Source organism: Amphibacillus sediminis NBRC 103570 (genome assembly GCF_001552275.1).
Lineage (GTDB): Bacteria > Bacillota > Bacilli > Bacillales > Amphibacillaceae > Amphibacillus_B > Amphibacillus_B sediminis.
This window is the reverse complement of sequence record NZ_BCQW01000010.1, coordinates 58,303-77,740: the sequence shown is the minus strand read 5'-3', so window position 1 is coordinate 77,740 and position 19,438 is coordinate 58,303. Positions and strand designations below refer to the sequence as shown.

Annotated in this window: 16 protein-coding genes; 10 read left to right on the top strand and 6 right to left on the bottom strand. The window is 37.6% G+C overall.

Features of this window, described 5'->3' with window-relative positions; all coding sequences use genetic code 11:
• The first annotated feature begins 200 nt into the window (after positions 1-200).
• From ASE01S_RS08255 to ASE01S_RS08240, 4 genes are all read left to right on the top strand, one after another.
• A complete protein-coding gene (locus ASE01S_RS08255; RefSeq protein ID WP_245630344.1) occupies positions 201-2,345 on the top strand; it encodes a sensor domain-containing protein in 2,145 nt (714 codons plus the stop codon).
• A gap of 263 nt (positions 2,346-2,608) precedes the next feature.
• Positions 2,609-3,085, top strand: a complete 477-nt coding sequence (locus ASE01S_RS08250) for a low molecular weight protein-tyrosine-phosphatase (RefSeq protein WP_067840887.1) — start codon at positions 2,609-2,611, stop codon at positions 3,083-3,085.
• 24 nt (positions 3,086-3,109) lie between these two features.
• Positions 3,110-3,394, top strand: coding sequence for a hypothetical protein (locus ASE01S_RS08245; protein ID WP_067840884.1), 285 nt, complete (start codon positions 3,110-3,112; stop codon positions 3,392-3,394).
• 14 nt (positions 3,395-3,408) lie between these two features.
• Positions 3,409-4,335 carry a YihY/virulence factor BrkB family protein gene (locus ASE01S_RS08240; protein WP_083512061.1) on the top strand — a complete coding sequence of 309 codons (927 nt, stop codon included), beginning with the start codon at positions 3,409-3,411 and terminating at the stop codon, positions 4,333-4,335.
• Positions 4,336-4,746: 411 nt separating this feature from the next.
• Here the strand turns inward: ASE01S_RS08240 and ASE01S_RS08235 are convergent, their stop codons facing one another.
• Positions 4,747-6,669, bottom strand: coding sequence for a heavy metal translocating P-type ATPase (locus ASE01S_RS08235; RefSeq protein ID WP_083512060.1), 1,923 nt, complete (start codon positions 6,667-6,669; stop codon positions 4,747-4,749).
• Between the two features lie 416 nt (positions 6,670-7,085).
• Between ASE01S_RS08235 and ASE01S_RS08230 the strand changes: the two genes are divergently transcribed.
• Together ASE01S_RS08230 and ASE01S_RS08225 are read left to right on the top strand one after the other, a co-directional pair.
• Positions 7,086-7,952: a transporter substrate-binding domain-containing protein gene (locus tag ASE01S_RS08230; RefSeq protein ID WP_067840968.1), complete on the top strand. Its 867-nt coding sequence runs from the start codon at positions 7,086-7,088 to the stop codon at positions 7,950-7,952.
• A gap of 31 nt (positions 7,953-7,983) precedes the next feature.
• Entirely contained in the window at positions 7,984-8,646 is a 663-nt protein-coding gene (locus ASE01S_RS08225; RefSeq protein ID WP_067840965.1) for an amino acid ABC transporter permease, read from the top strand.
• Positions 8,647-8,798: 152 nt separating this feature from the next.
• Here the strand turns inward: ASE01S_RS08225 and ASE01S_RS08220 are convergent, their stop codons facing one another.
• The gene (locus ASE01S_RS08220; RefSeq protein ID WP_067840882.1) at positions 8,799-9,959 is read right to left on the bottom strand and encodes an MFS transporter; all 1,161 of its coding nucleotides are present in this window, start codon (positions 9,957-9,959) and stop codon (positions 8,799-8,801) included.
• Between the two features lie 140 nt (positions 9,960-10,099).
• Between ASE01S_RS08220 and ASE01S_RS08215 the strand changes: the two genes are divergently transcribed.
• Together ASE01S_RS08215 and ASE01S_RS08210 are read left to right on the top strand one after the other, a co-directional pair.
• A complete protein-coding gene (locus ASE01S_RS08215; protein ID WP_067840880.1) occupies positions 10,100-10,486 on the top strand; it encodes an OsmC family protein in 387 nt (128 codons plus the stop codon).
• Between the two features lie 279 nt (positions 10,487-10,765).
• The gene (locus tag ASE01S_RS08210; protein ID WP_067840963.1) at positions 10,766-11,524 is read left to right on the top strand and encodes a YfkD family protein; all 759 of its coding nucleotides are present in this window, start codon (positions 10,766-10,768) and stop codon (positions 11,522-11,524) included.
• Between the two features lie 65 nt (positions 11,525-11,589).
• Here ASE01S_RS08210 and ASE01S_RS08205 read toward each other — a convergent pair whose 3' ends face one another.
• On the bottom strand, positions 11,590-12,453 hold the full coding sequence (locus ASE01S_RS08205; protein WP_067840878.1) for a mechanosensitive ion channel family protein: 864 nt from the start codon (positions 12,451-12,453) through the stop codon (positions 11,590-11,592).
• Positions 12,454-12,562: 109 nt separating this feature from the next.
• Between ASE01S_RS08205 and ASE01S_RS15780 the strand changes: the two genes are divergently transcribed.
• On the top strand, positions 12,563-12,712 hold the full coding sequence (locus tag ASE01S_RS15780; protein ID WP_169793097.1) for an SE1561 family protein: 150 nt from the start codon (positions 12,563-12,565) through the stop codon (positions 12,710-12,712).
• 170 nt (positions 12,713-12,882) lie between these two features.
• Positions 12,883-13,665: a delta-lactam-biosynthetic de-N-acetylase gene (pdaA, locus tag ASE01S_RS08200; protein WP_067840876.1), complete on the top strand. Its 783-nt coding sequence runs from the start codon at positions 12,883-12,885 to the stop codon at positions 13,663-13,665.
• A gap of 112 nt (positions 13,666-13,777) precedes the next feature.
• Here pdaA and ppk1 read toward each other — a convergent pair whose 3' ends face one another.
• The 3 genes from ppk1 to ASE01S_RS08185 all read right to left on the bottom strand — a co-directional run bounded on the left by ppk1 (position 13,778) and on the right by ASE01S_RS08185 (position 19,015).
• On the bottom strand, positions 13,778-15,919 hold the full coding sequence (gene ppk1 / locus ASE01S_RS08195) for a polyphosphate kinase 1 (protein WP_083512058.1): 2,142 nt from the start codon (positions 15,917-15,919) through the stop codon (positions 13,778-13,780).
• 120 nt (positions 15,920-16,039) lie between these two features.
• Entirely contained in the window at positions 16,040-17,578 is a 1,539-nt protein-coding gene (locus ASE01S_RS08190; RefSeq protein WP_067840874.1) for a Ppx/GppA family phosphatase, read from the bottom strand.
• A 75-nt stretch (positions 17,579-17,653) separates the two neighbouring features.
• Entirely contained in the window at positions 17,654-19,015 is a 1,362-nt protein-coding gene (locus ASE01S_RS08185) for a tetratricopeptide repeat protein (RefSeq protein ID WP_067840872.1), read from the bottom strand.
• Positions 19,016-19,438 lie beyond the last annotated feature (423 nt).

Here is a 19,438-nt window from a genome sequence, read left to right as displayed (position 1 = left end):
ACCTTTTCTCAGCACTTTAATGAGAAAGGGCGAATCTTATTAGAATGAATGCATTCTACTTTAATCCCTATTTAGGTGACTTAGAAACCTGTCACCGATAATTCGCCATTACTGAGATGCTTTTTTTTAACGGAAATATTAGGTATAATAAGAAAATAGAAGTTATTATGTACATATGAGACAAAGGTGAAACTATGACAATGAATCCAATTGAACATGTCCTGGAATATATGAATGTCGATATTTTCCTCGATAAAATCTATAATAACCGTATAACCTTAACAAAAGAGGAACTAAAGAATGAGCTGCAGCAATGTTTAGTAGATCATGAACATGTGACCAAGCAGATTAGTGAGACATTTCTACCGCTTATGATCGATACAGAGGGCTCTATTCTTTATATTGATGAACGGTTTTGTAACCAGCTTGGCTATCAAAAGAAAGAACTGATTAATCATCATTTTCGTATACTGCACGCTGATGTACATGGTGAGGATTTTTATACCAGATTATGGTCAACGGTTCAAGCTAATCGGAGTTGGAGTGGAGATATCTGCATCGTAGCTAAAACAGGGGAAATGTTTTGGTTTCGAACAAATATTATTCCGATTAAACTCGGTGATGCTGCATTTGTGAGTATGCTAGTTTGTCATACCGATATCAGTGATTTAAAACATGATGACAAAAGACTTATTGAAACAATAGATGACGATTATCGAAAAGTGTTTAGTCAATTACGAAACTTAACCTTTCGTGTGCAACGCAATCAAGGTGCGAGAGATTACCATTTTAGGTTATTTAAAGGGAATCTCGCTGATAAAATCGCCAATACATTAGATGATAAGCTAAACATAGAGATGATGTTGGATGAACTGATGAAACAAGAATATCACCAATATTTTCTCCAAGCATTTAATGGCGAAGAGGTTATGTTTAAACATCGTTATCAAGGCTTTTATCTCTACACAACGTTATCACCAATCTATGAAAACCATGAAGTTATTGAATTGATTGGATCATCAATTGACATTACCCTATTGGAAAAAGCAGAAGCAAAGGTCAATCAGCTTGCCTATTATGATTCGTTGACCAATTTACCTAATCGCAGTAAGTTTCGAAAGGATTTACAACAGGCTGTTAGGCATGGTGATCACTACCCTTTTGCTGTATTGTATTGCGATATCGATCGGCTGAAATATATTAATGATACGTTAGGAGAGTTAATTGGGGATGAGGTCATAACCATTATTGCCAAACGATTAGACCACCTCATTCAAGGATTAGGTACACTGTACCGCTACGGTGGTGATGAGTTTAGTTTAATCGTTCATGGTTCTTGGCAGGAAATTAAGCGTATTAGTGATCAAATGTTATCAGAGATAAAGCGCTCGATAACTATTCAAGGGCATGAATTTTTTGTTACATCTTCAATTGGCATTAGTTACTATGGAGAGGATGCCATGACAGTGGAGGAGCTCATTAACCATGCAAGTATTGCCGTCCATTATTGTAAAGTAAATGGTCGGAATAGTAGGCTCTTCTTTGCCCCAAAAATGAATGAAATGTACAATGATATTTTATTGCTAGAAGGTGACATTCGTAAAGCTCTTCAACGCAATGAATTTGAACTGTTCTATCAACCTAAAATTACAGTTGACACCGGAAAGGTGATTGGTTTAGAGGCACTGATTCGTTGGACTCATCCATTAAAAGGACCCATTCCACCATCTACTTTTATCCCTCTTGCTGAAGAAAGTGGATTGATCACGCAGATAGGGGAATGGGTAATTAGACAAGCTTGTTACCAACATATGGATTGGGTTAATCAAGGTTACCTTCCGATCCGGGTTGCAGTAAATGTCTCAGCGATAGAGCTACAACGGTTTGATTTTGCTAATCAAGTCGCCCAGATTATAGATGAAACAAAGATGGATCCAACCTTTTTAGAGATTGAAATTACAGAAAACAGTGTGATGCAAAATACTGAAGACTGTATAAATACGATGAAGACCCTTCGAGAAATGGGCATTTCCTTATCTATTGATGATTTTGGAACAGGCTATTCCTCATTTGGGTATTTGAAAAAATTTCCGATCCATTATCTCAAAATAGATCAATCCTTTATTCGAAGCGCCTTGATTGAACCTAGTAGTGCTGAAATTGTTAAAGCCATGATTCAGCTTGGTCACACGTTTGGCTTAGAGGTGGTAGCAGAAGGTGTCGAGGAAGAGGATATTTTAGCTTTATTACAAGAGCAGGATTGCGATTACTATCAAGGATATTACTTTAGTCGGCCATTACCAGCGAAAGAGCTAACACCCATTTTATGTGAGAAAATGGGATGAATATGAAAAGATCCGCTAATAAGATCACCAGATTAAGTCAACGAAAAAACGAAGTAGCGAGTTTAAGGTTTTGCTCGCTCTTGTCATGAGTGTATTTTTAGTCAGAAAAATGGGCGCGTAGACACATCAAGCTGCGTGCCTATTTCTCTAGCTGAAAACCTCTAGCGTTGATAGCAGAGCACCGATGATCGAAGCTTCACATTTGGAAACCTTTTGAACACAACGTATAATGAGTTTAAATGGTAAGAAGAGGGGTATAAACAATGGTAAAGGTTTTATTTTTATGTCTTGGCAACATTTGTCGTTCTCCAATGGCAGAGGCTTATTTTAGACATCTTGTTAAACAGGAAGGTTTGGAGGGGGTTTTTTCCATTGATTCTGCAGGTATAGGATCTTGGCATCAAGGCAAACCTCCTCATGAGGGAACACGAAATAAACTTGCAGAAATGAATATTTCAGATCAAGGATTGATAGCTCGGCAAATAACAGCCAATGATCTTGAAGCCTTTGATTATATTATCGCTATGGATGATCAGAATATAGCTGAGCTGACTAAAATATCACAAGAGGCTCCTCGATCTCAAATAGCTAAATTATTGGACTTTGTTGAGCAATCTCCGTTTAAAAATGTTCCTGATCCTTATTTTACTGGTGATTTTGACCAAACCTATCACCTGGTAGAGCAAGGTTGCCAAGCATTATTAGATCATATCGTAAAGGAAAATCAGCTCAAAATCTAGCCGAAATAAAGGATGTGAATCTTAATGAAACAAGGTCTGCTTAAAAAAGCCATGGTAATTGGTGCATGTATAGGTGGGGGAGTAGCGTTGTTCAATCCACAAGTGAGAACAGAGATGTACACTTATATGGTCAATGCAAAGCGAAAAACTAACTACTGGGTCAAACACCCTGCTGAAACAGCTATGACTTGTCAGGCTAAGTTGGACACACTGACTCAATCAACTATTCAAGCACTAGAACTGACGATAAATACAGTAGCTCAATTTGAAGTCTTGATACATGAAATAGAACGTAAGCTAGCAGGATAATAGGGGGCTACATGATGGCTAAGTTCACTCATAATCTGGCGAGATTAAAAAATGCTGTAATGGATTTAATCAAACGTCTTTCCGAGGATGAAGTCACAAGTCTAGCCGCACAACAATCCTATTTCTTTTTATTATCTATTTTTCCTTTGCTCATATTTTTGGTGACATTGGTCAAATACCTTCCTTTTGACCATCAAGAATTACTGAATTTTATCCGTGACTATGTTCCAAATGAATCAATGATGCTGATTGAATCTAACTTGGAGCAGGTTGTGGATGGCAGTAGCGGGAGTTTACTTTCTATTAGTATTATTGGTACACTTTGGTCTGCTTCTAATGGTATTAACGCCATTATGCGTTCTTTAAATAAAGCCTATAAAGTGGAAGAAAATCGTTCATTTTTGTTTGGTAGACTAATTGCAATAACGTTATTAATATCTGTTCTGTTATTAATTTTTGTCGCCCTTTTACTTCCTGTTTTCGGCAGAATGCTTGGGGTACATGTCTTTTCATTATTTGGGGTAACTAAGGAATTTATTGAAATATGGAATACATTAAGATGGGTTATTTCTTCATCAGTTTTTTTTATTGTCTTTCTTTACTTATATCGTTTAGCACCAAATACGCGTGTCTATTTAAAAGATGCTGTAGTTGGTGCACTTTTTGCCACAGTAGGATGGCAAATTTCTTCACTAGGTTTTTCATTCTATGTGAACACAATGGGAAATTATGCTGCAACCTATGGAAGTCTTGGTGGAGTAATCGTGCTAATGGTTTGGTTTTATTTATCAAGCATTATCATTATTACTGGTGGTGAAATTAATGCTATGGTAGCAGAATATCGAGGTCGAGGAAATAAGCAACAATTTTTAACTGAGAAGAAAAAGGCTTTAACCAAAAAGTTAAATGGGATTAGGTATCGGCGTAATAAAAAGAAGTAGTTCAATTTAGTAGCATCTTTTTTCTTAGTTACTGATGTTATCAAAAGGGCGTATCCCGTGACCGGATATCCACCTTGGTTGTATTTGCGTCCGAATTTTATCTCAGTGTAACTGGCTGGGGCTGCGGTTACTCGCCCACCGGAGGGCTTTTGTAAGACTCCCAGTTCAAGAAATAAGGGAAGTCGTCATGCTAAGTGGGAGATCCAACAGCCAGTAACAGCCCGATTGGTTCAACTAACGTTCAGTGGGGAAGAGAGGAAGCTGACTAAGTTCGCGAAATCGTGTCGCAACGCTTGCACGAGCACATCCTTTGCGTTGAAACCCCCACTGGTTAAAAACATCAACGTCCTACCCTGACTGACTTTTAGCACGCTTCTATATGTTAGTCAAACATTCCTTACTCGTTAGCTGCTACTTTAATAATCTCAGTCCATTTAATATGACAAGGATAGTACTGCCTTCATGTCCGATTACACCAAGAGGAAGATTAATAACCTGAAGAAAGTTTGTCAAAATTAATAAGCTAATCACGGCAATTGAGAAATAGATATTTTGTTTAGTTATCCGATTCATTTTACATGAAAGATGATAGGCGGTTGTGAGCTTTTCTAAGTTATTTTTCATTAATACGATGTCAGCTGTTTCAAGTGCAACATCTGTACCTGCCCCCATTGCTACACCAATATCTGCACAAGCAAGAGCTGGAGCATCGTTTATTCCGTCACCAATCATCATGATGGTCTGATCACTTGCTTTTAGCTGGTTTAAGGCTGTAACTTTATCTTCAGGTAAACAGCTTGCAATAAAGTGATCGACACCAACCTCTTCAGCAATAGATTGTGCTGTATGCTCATTGTCACCTGTGAGCATCACCGTATAGATGCCCATCTCTTTAAACGCTTGGATCGCACGAACGGCTTCAACTCGAATCTGATCTTTTAAGCCTAATACGGCTACCACTTCATCCTCGCAGATCAGATAAACAACAGTTTTTGCTTGCTTCATTAGTCGAGTCACATGTTCTTGATACCAACCTTGTTCTTGGTTCACCATTTTTTCACTGCCAATCGACCAACGTTCTCCATTAATGACGGCTGAAACCCCCTTGCCCATTTCCTCAGTCATCTCATCTATGATGAAGGTTTGATTACATTGATGCTGATCGGCATATGCAACAATGGCTTCAGCAAGTGGGTGAGATGATACTTTCTCAATCGCAGAAGCGTAATTCAAAATAGAGGTTTTATCCTTGCCCTCCTGAATAAAACAATCTGTCACTATAGGTCTTCCTTGCGTTAAAGTTCCAGTTTTATCAAAGGCAACAGCGTTTATGTGTTCGAGATTTTCTAGATGCACGCCGCTTTTAAATAAAATACCTTTCCGAGCCCCATTTGAGATAGCAGACAACATAGCAGGTGTAATCGAGGCGACTAAGGCACATGGGGAAGCAACAACAAGCAATATCATCGCACGGTATATCGTGTCAATCCAGCTCCAGCCAAATAGATAATGGGGGAGGACCATCATGATTAAAACCAAGATAAGAACAGATTTGACATAAATATTTTCAAAACGCTCGATAAAAAGCTGTCCAGGTGATTTTGCCTTTTGAGCTGCTTTTACAAGTGTCATAATTTTTTGGACCATTGAATCCTCAAGCTTTTTGGTAACCTTAATCGTTAAGCTACCATTATGGTTAATTGTACCAGTATATACTTCATCACTGATTGATTTAACAATTGGAATGGCTTCTCCTGTTAAGGCACTTTCATCAAGTACTGATTTTCCTTTAACAATAACCCCATCTGCTGCAACTCGATCACCAGGTTTAACGATAATTAAGTCATTTATGATAAGCTGATCAATAGAAACAAGCTCTTCAGCACCGCTTGACACCCTTAAAGCTTTATCGGGTTGTAATTGGATTAGCGCGGATAGATCACGTTCACTCTTTTGCATGGTGTATGTTTCCAATGCACCAGATAAGGAAAAGATAAAAATCAAAATCGCACCTTCTGTCCAATAACCAATGATGGCAGATCCAATAGCAGCTAGAATCATTAATAACTCTACGTTTAATGTTTTATCTTTAATCGTATCTTCAATCCCTTCCTTTGCTTTGGCATAACCGCCAATGGCAAAGGCGAAACAATTCAACGTCATCCATGCTGGGGATGAAACATAATCTCTAATAAGCCAAGTTGTTAAAATGATAACACCACTTAATAACGAAGCAATAAGCTCTCGATGCTGACTTAATACAGAAAAAAACAGTTTAACTAATTGAGAATGGTTACCCCTTTTATTTATAATTATTTTATTTAAAGATGACAAGGTGAACACTCCTTTATCATTAATTGAGAATAATAATCATTGATGATGGATTAGGTTGTTGTTTTTAAAGAGTTTTTGCTAAATGATTAGATTATAATAATTATAAAATGATTATAACATGGATTGAACTCGAGCCATAGCCATTTGATTAATTTAAAATCATTTAAATATATTTAGAGCTATTTAGTCAAAAAGTGTCAGCATCTGTTAGATAACAGATACATCATTTTTTTATGGTACAGAAGTGTTTTTTAGTTGAATTCACATTAGAAAGCTGTTATCTTTATAAACAAGCATTAGCATTGCATAAAAATAAAATAGAAAAAGACGTCCAGCAGATTTGGACAAAAAACACGCGATATTTTATGCAATGTGGATGATAAGCAAGTAAAAAAATATTCAGGGGGATTAGAATGATGAAGTTACGAAAAGGGGTATGGTTGTTATTTTTATTTACTTTAATTACGCTAATAGCTTGCGGTAATACAGCTGAGCAGGATCCAAATCCTACAAAAAATGAAGAATCAAACTTATGGCAAGACATCCAAGAATCGGGAGAAATCACAGTAGCCACATCTGGAACGTTAATCGCCGCTTCTTATTACGATGATAATGATGAGCTTACTGGCTATGATGTTGAGGTTATCAAAGAAATTGCTAAACGACTTGACCTAGACATTGACTTTGAGATTATGTCTATTGATAGTATGCTTCCTGCCATTGATAGTGGTCGAGTTGATCTTGCTATCAATGATATTGAATCAACAGATAAACGCAAAGGACAATTTAATTTTTCAGAACCATATAAATATTCTTACTCAACAATGGTTGTACGAGCAAGTGATTACTCAGGTATCCATAGTCTGGAGGACTTAGCTGGTAAAAAAGCAGGTGGGGGTGCAACGACCATTTATAGCCAGATAGCTGAACATTACGGTGCTGAGGTTATAACATACGGGAATGCTAATAACGAAGCCTACCTACGTGATGTGTCAAATGGACGCACCGATGTTATTGTCAATGATTTTTATTTATCAACCTTCGGTGTGGCTGCATTTCCAGATTTTGATATTATGATTCACCCTGATTTGAAGTTTCATCCTACCGAGCAAGCAATCGCGATACGTAAAGGTGAGGATGAATTAACGGAAGTAATAAATGAAGTACTTAACGAAATGAGAGAAGATGGCACCTTAAGTGAGCTAGCTATTCAATTTTATCAACAAGATGCATCCGTAAAACCTGAAGGTGATATTCCAGAGATCGAGGGTCTTGAGTTATAAGGAGTGAGGGCTGGTGTTAGCTTTTTTTGATATGAAATTAGCAGTAGAAAATTTGCCCTTCATACTAAGTGGTTTACCTATGACCATTTACGTTTCATTTATTAGTATGGCAATTGGACTAGTGTTAGGATTGTTTCTAGCATTAGCAAGAAATGCTGATTCACCATTTTTGCGTTGGCCAGCTCGAGCTTATATCTCATTTATGAGAGGGACGCCAATGCTCGTACTATTATTTATTATTTATTTTGGTTTGCCCTCTATCGATATACAATTCACTGCCTTTCAAGCAGCGATTATTGGTTTTTCTTTAAATAGTGCAGCTTATATAGCTGAGGTTAATCGATCAGCGTTAAATAGTGTCGATAGAGGACAGTGGGAAGCAGCAACTTCGCTAGGTTTAACTTACTGGCGATCATTGCTTGGCATTGTCCTTCCTCAAGCAGCAAGAATTGCTATCCCACCATTAACTAATATTTTCCTAGATTTAGTTAAGGCAACCTCATTAGCTGCTGTTATTACGGTTCCGGAATTATTTCAGAAAACCCAAATTGCTGGTGGCCGTACGTTCGATACTTTAACGATGTATATTGTTGTTGCGTGTATTTATTGGCCATTATGTGTGGTCATCTCCATTTTCCAGGAGCGCTTGGAGCATCATTTTAGTCGTTTTATCAGCCAAGAGCAAAGTAGCTAAATCTTAAGCTATAGAATAACCACTTACAACAATACAATAAATCATTTTTCACTTTATCTAGGGGAAAGCCATTTCTGCTAAGGTTTTCCCCGAAGATTAAGTAGCAGTGAAAAAGATTCACTTCTCTTATCAAACCCGCTAAAAAAAATCAGTTAGCAAGCATGATTCTTTTTTGTTAAAAACAAAACAGTTATAATAAATAAAACAGCACTAATGAGATAAAAAAATGATAAATGGGGTAGAAGATCGATCATTAGTCCGCCTAAATAGGGGCCTAGCATACTCCCAATACTAAATGATATCCCACACATAATATTTCCTGCTGGCAGAAGCTGGCGTGGGAGAAGATCAGCCATATAAGAAACCCCCATTGAAAAAAGCGAGCCAAGTAACATTCCCGCAATAGCAAAGGTGAGCATTAAAGCAAGATAGGATTGCTCAAATTGAGCACTAACGACAAAGATAACGGTTCCTAGTCCAGTGACATATGTCAAAACTTTACGTCTGCCAATCCGGTCGCTTAAAGCCCCTAATGGTACTTGTGTAAACAAGGTGGCTACAGAGAACAAAGGGATAATGGCAGAAATCCTCTCAATGTCGTGACCAATTCTTAAGCCATAGATCGGGAAGATCCCGTGTAATAAGGCTTCCAAAATTCCATAGGCTAGTGGACCTAGTAAGGCTATCCAAGCTAATTTGGTTGTCTGAATAAAACGAGAAAGAACAGATGAAATCTGAATGGTTTCGATTGTTTCACTCTCATCAACCTTTTCATTACGGATAAACCACATGCTCCCCCACACAATAGCACATAATAAAGCGGAGATTAAAAAAGGCAAGCTCTCGTGGATATAAAGTAATCGAGTCATTAATGGTCCTAGTGCAAAGCCAAGACTAAAAAATAAGCCATACAACGCAACTGTTCGACCCCGTTTTGACTGAGGTGTTGATGACGTAATCCATGTTTGAGTTGCAAAGCTCAACATTTGATCACCGATTCCAATGATAAGCCTTAGGACAAACCAGAACCAAAGCGATTGCCAAAACGAAAACAAGGCTAAAGAACTAAAAACGAGTAAACCTCCGATTAGAATAATGGGTTTATAGCCTAACTTCTGCAATGGTGCTTCCATAAAAGGAGAAGAGATTAATACACCAATGTAAAGGCCAGTGGCATGAAGCCCGTTTACTGATGAGGAGATGCCATTCTGTTCAAGGATGATCGCAAGTAATGGTAATAGCATACCTTGGGCAAAGCCAGATATAGTGACGAAGCTAATCAGTACCCAAAATCTTACCTGATTCAACATCATATTTATCTTACCTCTCAAAGTTTCTGAGCATAACAATCTAACTTTATATCTTTTTTAGCAAAATTACAATTATTTTTTAAATAAAGCTTGAGCTGGATTAATCGGGCAAAATGAATAAACGTAAAAAAGGAGTCGATCTTATGTTATTTAAATTTAAAGAAGAGGGTATTAGGGTAGAACTAGCTTATGGTATTCTTGATGTCTCAGAAGATCTTTACCACGGATTCAAGCCAGAACATTTACTTGTCTCAGCTATTGCTGGTTCCAGTGCACAGGAGTTTACTGACTTGTTAGAATTACATCATACCCATGTTGATGATTTCTTTATTCGAAGTGAAGTCACAAAAGATAAGAAAGACGGCAAAATTACCCGTATTAAGTTACATTTTGTTGTAAAAGGTCGCAATCTTAATATTGATAAGCTTTATCGTATTTTAGAGAAAGCACGTGCACAGTGTGCCATTATTCGTTCGGTAGAGAACAGCATTGATATCGTTGAAACACTTGAACTTGTGTCTCTTAACTAAAAAAACTAAACTCTCAGCAATCAAGGAAAGGTGAACGCTTTACTTAAAGATTAAGCAAACTAAGATTAGTGGGCAAAGTCATCCGTAGGTGGCCTTACCCACTAATCTTAGTATTAGGAGAACATTAAACTAAAAGTAAAATCGACAGGCCTCCTTGTTAAAAACAAATTTTTTTACATAGAAATCCTATAAATGCTAATGATAAGGTAAATGGTTCTATCACTTTGACTAAGCGAACATAGTTAAGAACTAAAAAAGCTGAGAAGGGGCAAGGCTATGATGAAAAAAATGCTTCCTATTGTGTTATTCTTTTTTTTCGTATCTTTAGATCAAGGCTTGGCAGAGGAAAATGAATTATGGTTATTGTCTGACCCTTTACCGTCACATGTGCAGTCTATTGAGCAAGAGAATACATTGGCTCTAGAAGTACAGCCATTAAAAGAGACTGAGGCCAATTCATTTACCAGCAAGTTACTCAAATCGAGTGATGTTCAGATCACGAATCCTTATTTAATTGAACAATTAAACGCAACGAATATTAAACATTCTCGGTTTGCTTTTGGTTATTCGAGTGATATTTACTTAGGCAGGTGGCCGCTTCATTATCAAGACGAAGAAACATCGATTAATTGGGCCTATCAAAAAGTCAATACCAATCACCTGCCTGACCAATCTCCAGAATATTATCAATTAGAGGATAGCTATGTTAATGGTGGTTTGCAAACAAAGGTGGAACGTGCTGATCAGGTTCAAATGATGGTATTAGAAAGCGTTCGTGCTCGTTTTGATCTACCTGTTGATTATCAAGCTGGCTATGGTGCAAGCACTGAGAAAACAATTCCAATGGCAAATCAAGGTGTTGCCGATACATTAGAAGCATATGCAGGAGCTATTAAAGAAAAGGGCAAAGTGACATATGGCGAGGTTTATCTTAGTTTAACCGGACGTAAAGCGAAAATGACGATAAAAAATGTTGTCGAAAGTGAGATCACAGCATGGCTGCCGATTAAAGATTATTTAGCATTTAACTTAAAATAGTTCATAGGGTTAACAAAAAAGGTGTCACCAAGCAATGCTCGCTCTGGTAACACCTTTTTACGTGTTTACATATCTGATTGTTGCCGCATGAAAACATGCTGTTCAGGCATTTTAATTTGATGGTTATAAAGGTGCTGTGCAATAATTTCACGGGCAGATCGTGCTGTTTGGAAGAAGGTGAGATCCTCGCATAATCCTGTAATTATGTAGCTATAGCCTCGAAATTGCTCGTTTAAAGATCCCATTCCTACATAGCTAAAAGGTTCAACTGGATTTCCAAATGGATCTTTCTTTAGATAGGTGCCTAGCCGATCATTTAATTCAACACATGCTTCCTCCAATACCTTTATGACCTGTTTAGGATCTTCACTAAAACTAGTGGTAATTGTTTCAATTACCCGCATTTTATCCATATTAAAATTTTCAATGGTTTGGACTTGACCATTGTTTATATTAATAATCGTTCCAGACCAATCACGAAGCTTTAGAACTCGAAAGCCTACCTCTTCGACGGTACCAGAATGCGTCCCGTTAATGGTAATCCAATCCCCTTTTTGGAGTTGTTTTTCATAAACAATAAACAGACCCGCAAGTAGATCCTGAACAAGACTTTGGGCTCCGAATCCAATAATAATCCCTAGTACACCAGCACCTGCTAACATACTAGCAATATTTAATCCGAACACGGCTAATATATAAAAGATAAAACCAATCGAACCTAGGTATTTAATGATCGAGTTAATTAAAGAGATGGCTGTATCAGATTTTTTACCGTCAATGATACTGGTGCGTGACAGAATGGTTTTGACGACGCGTTGCAAAAAAAGTACCAGCGTCATTATCAATAATCCACCAACAATAATTTTGGTGAAATTATTTTCGAAAACGATTGCCACAATATCCCAAAAACGTTGCCAAGAAAAATTCATACTTGTCCCCCTATTAGAAAATTATACATTATTATAACACGATCATGATTGGACAGGCACATCCATTTTCAGTAACATAGAGAAGATGCTAGATAAAGGAGAATAAATGATGATTCAACAAGATAAACTCGATCAATTAAAAAATCAGCTACAGGCATTTTTAGACCAATTAGATTCCCTTAATCCAGAGACAACATCATTAGAAGATGTTGATCAACTTATTGAAATCATTGAACAGATGGAAAAAAAGTTGGGTTAAGGATCAGACAGTCGCTACCGTGTAATTATACATGATCATTGTAACGAAGAAAGAGAACAGGCTTGTCGTTGTGCAAGAGGGGAGTCATGCATTTCTTAATCTAAACTGAGATTAAAATCGGTATAAAAACACCTATTTTTCGCATGCTAAGAAAAAAAGTAGGTGAAATCATGCGAAAATGGGTTAAACTAACTCTTTTCATCATGCTAATCAATTTAGCGGTTCCGCAAATAAGTCATGCTTATGGGTGGGGCTACAAGAAGGGCCAAGCGAACCAACCGCCTGAAGTAGGGAAATATGGACAAATATTAGAGGAATACGGTGGATATTATTTAGATCATTCTGGCGCAAAAAATATCTATTTAACCTTTGATAATGGATATGAAGCTGGTTATACTGAGGGGATACTGGATTTATTAGAAGCTGAAAAAGTACCCGCAACATTTTTCGTCACAGGTCACTATGTGCGAAGTGAGCCAGAATTAATCAAGCGAATGGCGAAGGATGGGCATATAATTGGCAACCATTCCAATCATCATCCTGACTTTACTCAAATATCGAAAGCTGAATTTGCTCAGGAACTAGCCGACTTAGACCGTGCAGTAGAGCAATTAACCGGAATTAATAAATTGCATTACCTAAGACCACCTAAAGGCACATTTAATGAAGAAACGATAAAATGGGCTAATGAGCTCGGCTATATTCATGTTTTTTGGTCATTAGCGTTTGTTGATTGGCATAGTAATCAGAAAAAAGGTTGGGAATCGGCATACCAGCAAGTTATGAATCAACTTCATCCTGGTGCCATTATTCTATTGCATACCGTTTCAGAGGATAATGCAGAGGCCTTATCCCATTTGATTAAAGGTGTTCGTGAACAAGGTTATACCTTTAAATCATTGGATGATCTTGTGCTTAAAGAGATGACACCAGTACCGCTTTATGGTTTTTAAATCAAAATAACTGCTCCCTAGCGTTAGTTAGGAGCAGTTATTAATTGTTGATCTATGTCTTTTTTCACAACGTCAAGAGGGCTACCGAATAAACTCGGTAGCCTTGACCTTTTTAGTGAATGATTTGCTGGCCAGCGGATGGAATAGGTGCGGGTTTTTCATGAACCGACTCGCCTTGATAAGCTAGATGAAAAAGCTCAAGCTGGCTATTAATGGTGGTCGGATTAGAACCCTGCCGCACGTAATGATAGTTCCCCTCAGCGTCAAGCTCCCGTGCTTTAGTATTATCCAGTAACAGTAAATCTAAAATGGTTTGAATCCTTTTTTGGTGCTGTTGCTCAAGCACAGGAAATAATAACTCAATTCGTTTAGTCATATTTCTTGTCATCATGTCAGCTGAGGATAAATAGTAAAGCGGGACACCACCGTGGTGGAAATAATAAATCCGACTATGCTCTAAAAACCGACCAACAATACTTCGGACCCTGATATTCTTGCTAAGACCTGGTACTTTAGGCTTTAAACAGCAAATACCTCTTACGATTAAATCTATTTTAACACCAGCCTGTGAAGCTTGATAGAGTTTTTCAATTAATGGCTTATCAGTTAAACCGTTTATTTTGGCTATAATGTGCCCGTTACCTTGTTCTTGATGAAATTTTATTTCTTGCTCAATTAATGTGATAAGTCGTAATCGGATTGAATGGGGTGACATTGTCAAATGATGATAGGTAGGGTGCTCTACATGACCAGTTAAGAAATCAAAGAAAAGAGAAACATCTTCAACTAGCTTCTTTTGGGCTGATAGCAAAGAGATATCTGTATAAAGCTTTGCTGTATGATCATTATAATTACCAGTACTGAGATGGACATAACGTTGAATGTTTTGGTTTTCCTTTCTTATAAAAAGCATGACTTTGCTATGTGTTTTCATATCGTTATGTCCGTAAATAACCCGACAGCCTGCCTTGCTCAACACCTTAGCCCAATGTAGGTTATTTCCTTCATCAAACCGTGCTTTTAATTCTACTAAGACTGTAACGTCTTTGCCATTTTGAGCGGCTATCCTCAGGTGATCTATAATAGGAGACTGATCGCTAACTCGATAAAGGGTTTGCTTGATTGCAAGTACCTTTGGATCATGTGCAGCTATCCGCAGCCAATCCGTGACTACGCTAAATGATTCATATGGATGGTGCAATAGAATATCACGCTGCCTAATTTGATCAAATAAATTTTGATTAAAGTTTATTTCAGGGCTAGGTTGAGGTAATAGGGCTTGATAACTTAATGAGTCAAAATCAGCTTCCAATAATTGATAAAGACTGTTCAGGCATGAAAGGTCAAGCGGTCCTTTTTCAAAAAAAAGATCAGCATCATCAAGTTCAAGCATATCTTTAAGCCTATCTAGAGCATTCTGCTCCTCAACATCACTGTGATCAACCACCTCTAAACGAACAGCCTTACCCCACTGCCTTCTTTTTAGCTCTTTTTCTAGCTTGATCAACAGTTCAGAGTCTGTACTTTGATCAAGATTTATGCTGGCATCTCGAGTGATTCTAAACAGAATCGTTGATTTAATCGAATAACCAATAAATAAGCAATCCATAAAATAAGTGATGACCTCTTCTAAGAGAATAAAACAATGCGCATGACTAATTTGGATAAAGCGATTAAGGAAAGCAGGGATTTGCACGATAGCTGTTTCGGTATATTTTGACTGTTTTTTAGACATTAATGTCACCAATATATTCAGTGAGCCGTTCTTGAATAATGGGAAAGTCTGATAGCCTTCTAACTCCACGGGTGTCAAGACAGGAAGGATAAACCTATTGAAATAGTCAGCAAGCCAGCTTTTTTGCTTTACCGTTAGCTGTTCTATTGTTTGAATTTTGATATGATGGGAGCGTAACTCTTTATCAATCGTCCGATACACATTTTGTTTGATCTTAATGAGGCGACGTACTTCCTCATTGATAACACTAAGCTGTTCACTTGGTGTTAAACCAGTAAGATCTTTCGTTTGGTTTACACCAGCTTGAATCAGCTGTTTTAATCTAGCCACACGAACCATAAAGAATTCATCTAAATTCGAACAGAAAATTGAAATAAATCGTAACCGTTCTAAAAGAGGGTTGCTTGAATCTAATGCTTCCTCGAGCACTCTCTGATTAAACCGAAGCCAGCTTACTTCCCGATTATAAAAATAGGATGGTAATTCTAGTTTTTGATTAGGATCAGAACCGTGCTTCACACTATCTCCCCTTTGTGTAAAAATTGTATTTCTGACTAATCATGCTGTATAGGTAGTTCAAAAACGTATCAAATGATAAGCGTCGCATCTCTTTGTTGGCTAGTTTTTGCGCTACTCACGCTATATAGGCTGGAAATTTAAGATCAGCTCTTTATTGAGTTCTCGTTCTATATGCTTCTTCTGTTTTTCGCAATTATACACTTCAGCATTAAAATTCTTTCGACAATAGAGAGTCATTTGAATGACTGACCCTTGATCAGCTAGCTTAAAATCAGTGATGACTTGACGTTTTGTTGCATCTAAGCAGTACGTAAAATGGAGTAGCGCTCCAAGGAATCTGAGTTTTTTTCGTTCGTGTGCTGTTAACCAATTTTGATAAGGCCTGCTAAACTGTCTAAATAATGTTTTATTTTTAAATGAAGCAATTAAAGCAATCTTTAAGCGTTCTAGATGCGTTAACCCATCTATCGTGCGGTTTGTTATTAGATAAAAGCTATGCTGGGCGCTCGATTCCCTATCAATATATTTGCCAAGATTAAAGATATAGGCAGCGCGCTTGAGTAGTAACCAATCTGCCTGCTCTAATGGGGTTAACTCCTTCTTTACAAGCCAATCAAACCATTTTTTCGTTAAAACATGAATATGTTCAATTTGGTTAATGGACAGATCAAAATCATGAACAAGCTCTTCGATACTTTTTTCAACGACACTAGGGAGAAGGTGATTGGGCTGATCCTTTAAAAGCCATTGATAAGTGATGCCTTCCCTTAACCCCTTCTGGCTTAAAATAAAACGATTTGCCGCACAGGTTTGAAATAATATTAAAAACGTTTTGATCGCAGGAATAATAATATCGGATCGGTCACTTGATAATCCTTCAAGCTTTGTAAGCTTTGATGCGGGAAGCGTCATTAAATAAGTAAGAATATGTTCAATATCAGATTTATCCATTTGGTATTGATGTAAACCAGCCATAGGATAGGCTTTAATGCTTTGATCTAATTGAGCTAAGTTGCGAGCACTACCACCAATAGCAATTAGAGGAATATGCCGACCACGAAGCCAAGGCAATGACTCGAAATGGGGTTTGATAAATTCTTGAATAAGCTGTAAGTTCTTAGTTTGATCAGGTGATTGATCTAATAATGAAGCTAAAGTTAATGTACCAAAAGAGAAGCTGTGGGCAGCTATGAGTTGCCGATTTTTAAAATAGGTGACCTCTGTACTTCCACCCCCCATATCAACAGTGATGCCTTCATCAATTGAGGTAGAATTGGCGATAGCAAGATAACCATAGTAAGCCTCTTCTTCCTCGGTAAGAATGCGCATATCCCAGTTTAACTCTTTTTTTATTAAGCTTATTAATTCATGTTGATTCTTTGCTTGACGGATGGTAGCTGTTGCCACACATGCAAAGTGCTTCAGTGAATATGGAATAAGCACCTCCGCAAATTCTTGTAACGTAGTCATGAGCATATCAATTCCTGGTTCAGTTAGGAAGCTCTGCTTATCTAAGTGATTACGTAGCCTTGCCGCTGTTTTGATGTTTTCTACCTCATAAAAACGTCTGCTTTTTCCTATTTGATAAATAACAAGGCGTATTGTATTAGAACCAATATCGATAATAGCAACATGCTCACCTTGATTAGTCTTTGACATCCTTATCACCTGCTTAATCTTGAATCGTAGTTAGAGTATACCACCGTTGAATGTTCTCAATCGCGATTCTGTTAACTAGTGATATTTTGTTAATTGAATTAACTGTTCTTGATAAGCATCTGCCTCGTGGTTTTTGTTGTCTTGCTTTAATAATGTAATGAGCTGTTTTAGAGCTTTTTCATTAGCAGGATTAAGCTCCAGCTCCCATTTAAGACAGTTTATCGCTGGTTCTAGCTGATTAAACGATAGGTACAGGTCTGCCAGCTCTAATTGATGATCAGGATCGTCTTTAAGTTGTTTTATTTTTGCTAAGATATGGTGAAGCTTTAACAGGGACTGCTGATCAAATGGCTCAAGCCAATCCATTAATGAATCCATTGATTCTGATTCCAGAGCCGAGGCAAGGATTGGCTTAATTATTTGTTCAATATCGTGAGCTGATAGGGATTTAGTTATCGCTATCAGGCGTTCCTGTTTTGCTAATAAGGCGCGTTTGGTAGTTGGGGAGGCTTGGGCAATCGCCTCAACAAATGCTTCATTATCAATAGGATGAGGATACTGTCTTCTCGTCACAATTTTGACATATTGATCGGCAGATGACCTTGCTAAGATCGCCTTAGCAAAAATATCATGTTGTAATAAGCTAGGATTTAATTTTAACAATTGAGCAAGTGCAATTAGCTGTTGGTTGGAAGGACATAAGTTAAGAAAGGATTGGTAAATTTCCCAACTATCTGATGAAAATGTTGTTGTAAGTCTATAGGTTGCTAAGATAGCTAAATCAATTTGTCGGTTTTGTTCTTTTAGAAAATGACTAAGTTGATCGATGTTGAGAGGATGGTAACATTGTTGTTCATAAAAGTAAGGGTCAATGAATTTTAATTGGTTTGGATCTGTATAATCGTGGTGGTAGCGTTGAAAGTCAACTGAAGTAAGCATGTCCTTGGCAAAGGAGTTATCTGGTTGATAAACCTTTAAGGCAAGTAGTACTTGATATGCTTTTTGCATATTGCCGTTACGTCGATAGGCTAAAAAACATTGTTTAAAAGCATGAACAATATCATTGGTCGGAAGGACTTGGTCAAAATAAGACTGGATAATCACTTGATCAATATTGGGGTTGCCTTGATGCAGCTTGAATTTATGTTTTAGCTGATTAATTGATAAATGATTAAAGGTTTTTTGGTTAAGTAAAGCACGAATAACTGGTTGATTGCCGGGGATAGACAGACCAGCTCGACGAGCACGATCAAGAAAATGATGTGGTTTAAGCTTGTCTAACTTGAGTGCATGAATAAATTGATCCTTATGAAAAACAAGAAAGTATTTGGAGCCTTCATAATCTTGAGCTAACACAAGCTTGCATTGGTGGTAGAGGAAAAGCCGACTAACTGTTAGAGATATCACTTCATTGTGACTTTTTAGCTTACATTGCATGTGTGTTTGCCTCCTTATTTATACTATTAGAATGTATAACGCGAACCTTCGTTCAGTGGGGGTTTCGCCGCATAGGATGTGCTCGTGCAGGCGTTGCGACACGACGTCCGAACTTAGTCAGCTTCCTTTCTTACCACTGAACGTTAGTTGAACCAATCGGGCCATTACTGGCTGTTGAATCTCCCACTTAGACATGCCGTGTTCTCTTATTTCCTGAAGTTGGAGTCTTACAAAAGCCCTTCGATGTGGCGAGTAATCGCAGCCCCAGACAGTTACACTGCGATAAAAAATGATCGATTGTAGTAGAAGCAAAACGATGGCTTTGCCATCAAGACGACAAGCGAAGTTTTCTAATATTAATCATATCATAATTTAGGCACACGGGGTTAACGTTTGAATTTTTTTAAAAAATAAAAGCAAAAT

Coding starts and splice junctions, on each gene's coding strand:
- ASE01S_RS08245 (WP_067840884.1), top strand. CDS start 3,110: ATGAAACAAGGTCTGCTTAAAAAAGCCATGGTAATTGGTGCATGTATA.
- ASE01S_RS08230 (WP_067840968.1), top strand. CDS start 7,086: ATGAAGTTACGAAAAGGGGTATGGTTGTTATTTTTATTTACTTTAATT.
- ASE01S_RS08220 (WP_067840882.1), bottom strand. CDS start 9,959: ATGATGTTGAATCAGGTAAGATTTTGGGTACTGATTAGCTTCGTCACT.
- pdaA (WP_067840876.1), top strand. CDS start 12,883: ATGCGAAAATGGGTTAAACTAACTCTTTTCATCATGCTAATCAATTTA.
- ASE01S_RS08190 (WP_067840874.1), bottom strand. CDS start 17,578: ATGTCAAAGACTAATCAAGGTGAGCATGTTGCTATTATCGATATTGGT.
- ASE01S_RS08225 (WP_067840965.1), top strand. CDS start 7,984: ATGAAATTAGCAGTAGAAAATTTGCCCTTCATACTAAGTGGTTTACCT.
- ASE01S_RS08210 (WP_067840963.1), top strand. CDS start 10,766: ATGAAAAAAATGCTTCCTATTGTGTTATTCTTTTTTTTCGTATCTTTA.
- ASE01S_RS08250 (WP_067840887.1), top strand. CDS start 2,609: ATGGTAAAGGTTTTATTTTTATGTCTTGGCAACATTTGTCGTTCTCCA.
- ASE01S_RS15780 (WP_169793097.1), top strand. CDS start 12,563: ATGATTCAACAAGATAAACTCGATCAATTAAAAAATCAGCTACAGGCA.
- ASE01S_RS08215 (WP_067840880.1), top strand. CDS start 10,100: ATGTTATTTAAATTTAAAGAAGAGGGTATTAGGGTAGAACTAGCTTAT.
- ASE01S_RS08185 (WP_067840872.1), bottom strand. CDS start 19,015: ATGCAATGTAAGCTAAAAAGTCACAATGAAGTGATATCTCTAACAGTT.
- ASE01S_RS08255 (WP_245630344.1), top strand. CDS start 201: ATGAATCCAATTGAACATGTCCTGGAATATATGAATGTCGATATTTTC.
- ASE01S_RS08240 (WP_083512061.1), top strand. CDS start 3,409: ATGGCTAAGTTCACTCATAATCTGGCGAGATTAAAAAATGCTGTAATG.
- ASE01S_RS08205 (WP_067840878.1), bottom strand. CDS start 12,453: ATGAATTTTTCTTGGCAACGTTTTTGGGATATTGTGGCAATCGTTTTC.